The sequence below is a fragment of the Moorena sp. SIO2C4 genome (assembly GCF_010672485.1).
GTDB classification, from domain to species: domain Bacteria; phylum Cyanobacteriota; class Cyanobacteriia; order Cyanobacteriales; family Coleofasciculaceae; genus Moorena; species Moorena producens.
The window spans coordinates 1-3,937 of sequence record NZ_JAAHGN010000721.1; the positions used below are offsets into that span (position 1 = coordinate 1).

Sequence of the window (3,937 nt, forward strand, 5' to 3'; positions counted from 1 at the left end):
TCTTAGGTAAACTGCCAGGTGCTACTATTACTGTCCCCACTCAAGCATCAGGACGGCCCTATCGGGATGTTGAGGCTGGGCGCTGGAGTGCTGCCAAAATTCAATGGGCGAGGGACAACAACATTGTTAGTGGCTATCCTGATGGCACCTTCCGACCAAATAAGTCCGTAACTCGCGCCGAATTGATGGCAGTACAAAAAAAAGCTGCTGAATTTGCCAAAAGCCTGCAAGGGCAGCCAGGGGTACTCGTTTCTACTGAGTCAGTCACACAATTTTCCGACACCGAAGGTCACTGGGCTGTTGCTCTGATTTCTGAAATGTCTGCCTACTGCCAAGTGGCATCTCCCCTCAACGAAAGGGGTAACGCTTTCTTGCCCGATTCTCAAGCACGCCGGAACTATGCCGCTGCTGCTACTCTGCGTATGCTCAACTGTGTCCAGCAGCCCATTACTCAGAAGTAGCACATTATCCTTTAAGAAGCCCACAACAAACGTCTGTTGATCAGACCTCAAGTAAACAACCTCAGCTATCAGCGTGTCGCGTATCAGCTGATAGCTTACATCACCTGATGATATCAATTCCGGTACCCTGGGATTGATCACAAACCCGATTGAATACTGCCCCAAAGTCTCTATTTTATTCCTCCCTCCCTGAACTCTGTCTGTTGGCCGTTTTCCGTCGCTTCTCACCAACAAATAGAGATGTAAACCAGAGATACGGCGGTTTGCATAACTATCAGGTACACAGGATTTTTTCCCCTCTTCCCTCTTCCCTCTTCCCTCTTCCCTCTTCCGAACGCGCCCCGCGTGGCCCACGGCCTCAGTCCCTGCTCCCTGCTCCGAAGTCCCTAAAAACCGAGAAGTTTGTACCTTGAATTGCAAACCGCTGTATAAACGTGAAGACTAGAAATTAATCCGGAAAAAAAACTGTAAAGATTTGATGAAGTAAGTGATTTTTTAGTGACATCGAATCATAATTATGTCATCTATAGTAATGGTAATTGATAAAAAAATTCCCATTATAGCAGTCGAAGTAAAGCTTAAGACATCTTCTGCTCCCTGCTCCGAAGTCCCTTTCAACTAAAAGACTATGTCCTAAACTATACTTCCCTTGCTATACTATAGCGAGTAGGAATACATACTTTTAGCTATTATCCAATAATCAGCCATTATTTAGTTAAGTAAAAGTTAAAAATATTTCGATTTAAAAAAGTTTCATATCCAATCTAGCAATCGTTATTATATAACTTTTGAAAATATTTCATGTACTCCAATAGGGATTTATCATAACACCAAAAACTACTCGGAGCTCTTTCCTACTATTCCCTATTCCCTGTTCCCTATTCCCTAAAAAGGAGAGGATAATAGTAATTATGCCAACATTTGAGGCAGAAGACACAACTAGGCTGAGTCTAGAGAACTACATAGTTTTTGATAGTGACATTGCTTCCGGTGGCCAAGCTATCGAGATTCCCAAAACCAATACTAGTGAACCAGCATTCATTCGTTTAACCTGGACAGAAGCTGACGGTCCTGCTGGTAACTATAATTTTAATATTGCCCATTTTGATGAATCAGATGGCAGAGCTACCCTGACACTTCGTGTCAACAGTATCCCAATTAGTAGATATATTTTCAATAAAAACCCAGGAGAAAAGGGCAATCCACCCATAGACACACCCAATTCTGGTAATTATATCGGGTTGACTGGTTCTATATTTGATGGTTTATCCAATCCTAATCCCATCTTTGAAGACGTAGCACTGACTCCAGGGGATCAGATTGAAATCTCTGCCGTGGCGGATAGTTTGGGGAATCAAACCGATGAACTAGCGCGGATCGACGTTATTGAAATAACACCAGCAGTGGAAGCTGGCCCAGTTATTACTTTTCCTGAACTTACCATTACCCCTACTGATGGCACATTAGCCGAAACTGTGCCAAAAAGTGGTGGTATTACCATCACCCGTACCGGAGACATTAGTCAAAGCCTAGAGGTAACTTACACGGTCAGTGGCACCGCTAGCCCCTCAGATTACAAGCCCATCCTAACTGGTACCGTTACTATTCCAGAAGGTCAGGAGTCAGTAGATCTCAAGCTTACCCCAATTGCCGATGGTATAGCAGAAGGGGAAGAAACTGTCATTATTACCCTTGAGAATAGTCCCGACTATCAATTAGGTGAGACTCCCAGTGCCACTTTCACCATTACCGACAATGACCAATCCACTATCAGCGAGAGTGTGACTATTTTCTGGCGTAATGACGAGACCGGAGTCAATGGTGCTTGGCTGATGGATGGTCTCGACTTAGCTCAAGCCGTAACAATTCATTCACCAACAGAAGCAGCGGACAGTCCTTGGCAAATGCAGGGTGCAGGGGATTTCAACGCTGATCAACAACAGGATCTTCTCTGGCGTAATACCTCTACTGGTGAAACTGGCATCTGGTTGATGGCAGGATCGGTGTTTCAGAATGCAGTGTCCATCACCCCAACTCCAGACCTGGACTGGGAAATTCGTGGCACCGAAGATTTTAACAGTGATAATCAAGAGGATATTCTCTGGCGCAATACTTCCACTGGGGAAAATAAAGTCTGGCTCATGAATGGCACTACTGTGGCTCAGGAGGTGTTCATTCAATCGGAACCAGTCACTAGTATTTGGGAAATGAGGGCAGCGGGAGACTTGGATGGAGATGGTGATGGGGATATTATCTGGCGCAATACTCAAGAGCAAACTATTTACTATTGGAGGATGGAAGGGACTCAGTACATTGAATCAGTGTTGATCTCCTCACCAATCAGTAGTGGTCAGGAGGTAATCCATGGTACCCTCGACATTGATGATAATGGTGTCGATGATATCCTCTGGCGCAATCTCGACGATGGACAAAATAGTGTCTGGCTGATGAATGCTAATGGGTTCGATCGCCTGGAGAGGCTTGAGCCAGTAACTGATCCCAGTTGGCAAAGTTATGTTTAAATACGTAATTTCAATTACCTAAGTATTTAGCCAAGGGCAATCAGCTAAAGCCCTTGGTGCGTTAGCTGATTGCTTACATGTAGAGACGTTATATAGCGTTTACAAATGAGATGTAAACCTGTATGGTCTTTTTTTTATTGGACAATAAAACTCCGGAGCTGTTTCCCCTCTAGCATGGATGCCTCTTGCCTCTTGCCTCTTGGCCTTTGGGAGTATGTTCACAACTCAAATATAAAGGCTATATAGCTATCAATTTTCAAGATTTATAAAAGTTCAAGATTTATAAAATAATCATTTTTGCTTAGGACTTACCCAAAACTGGACTCGAAACCCTATCACTCTAAAGGCTATCACTCCAAATGCCATAAGTAGTAGGTTACGTTATTAAGGCACCTTACCAGTATAATTACTGCCTAAGCCATGTTTATAATAAAACCTATGGTTCGATTACCTAATGGATTAGTTTTCGATGAAAGATAAACTCAATATTTTTATATTAGTTATTTTATGGATAGTTATATGTATGTTGTGATATCTAGCATTTTTTAATTAGGTGAGGTACATAATTTTGGGATTTTCGGGAACAGGTAACAGCGGCTCTGGGAATAGGTAACAGCGGCTCTGGGAATAGGGAATCGGGAATCGGGAATCGGGAATCGGGAATCGGGAATCGGGAATCGGGAATAGGTAATAGGGAATCGGGAATAGGGAATCGGGAATCGGGAATAGGTAATAGGTAATAGGGAATAGGGAATCGGGAATAGGGAATAGGAAAAAAACTCTGTACATCATGACTATGAGAAACGCTATAAAAAAAATCATAATAGTTATATAAAGTATATATAAAGTAGATTTTGGGTATTGTTTATACCCGTATAATTATTAAAAATGCGTGTAATGGTGTTTACAAATTCAAGGGACGAAAGAATGCAGCGCCGTTTTGGGAAGCCAGTA

General features: G+C 42.8%; 2 protein-coding genes and 1 pseudogene. All 3 read left to right on the top strand.

What is annotated here, in order from left to right:
• The coding region (locus F6K20_RS27855) for an S-layer homology domain-containing protein (protein ID WP_287296842.1) at nucleotides 1-461 on the top strand (461 nt) is incomplete at its 5' end.
• A gap of 911 nt (nucleotides 462-1,372) precedes the next feature.
• On the top strand, nucleotides 1,373-2,983 hold the full coding sequence (locus F6K20_RS27860) for an FG-GAP-like repeat-containing protein (RefSeq protein ID WP_008187157.1): 1,611 nt from the start codon (nucleotides 1,373-1,375) through the stop codon (nucleotides 2,981-2,983).
• A gap of 599 nt (nucleotides 2,984-3,582) precedes the next feature.
• A pseudogene (locus F6K20_RS40900) lies at nucleotides 3,583-3,818 on the top strand (hypothetical protein).
• Nucleotides 3,819-3,937 lie beyond the last annotated feature (119 nt).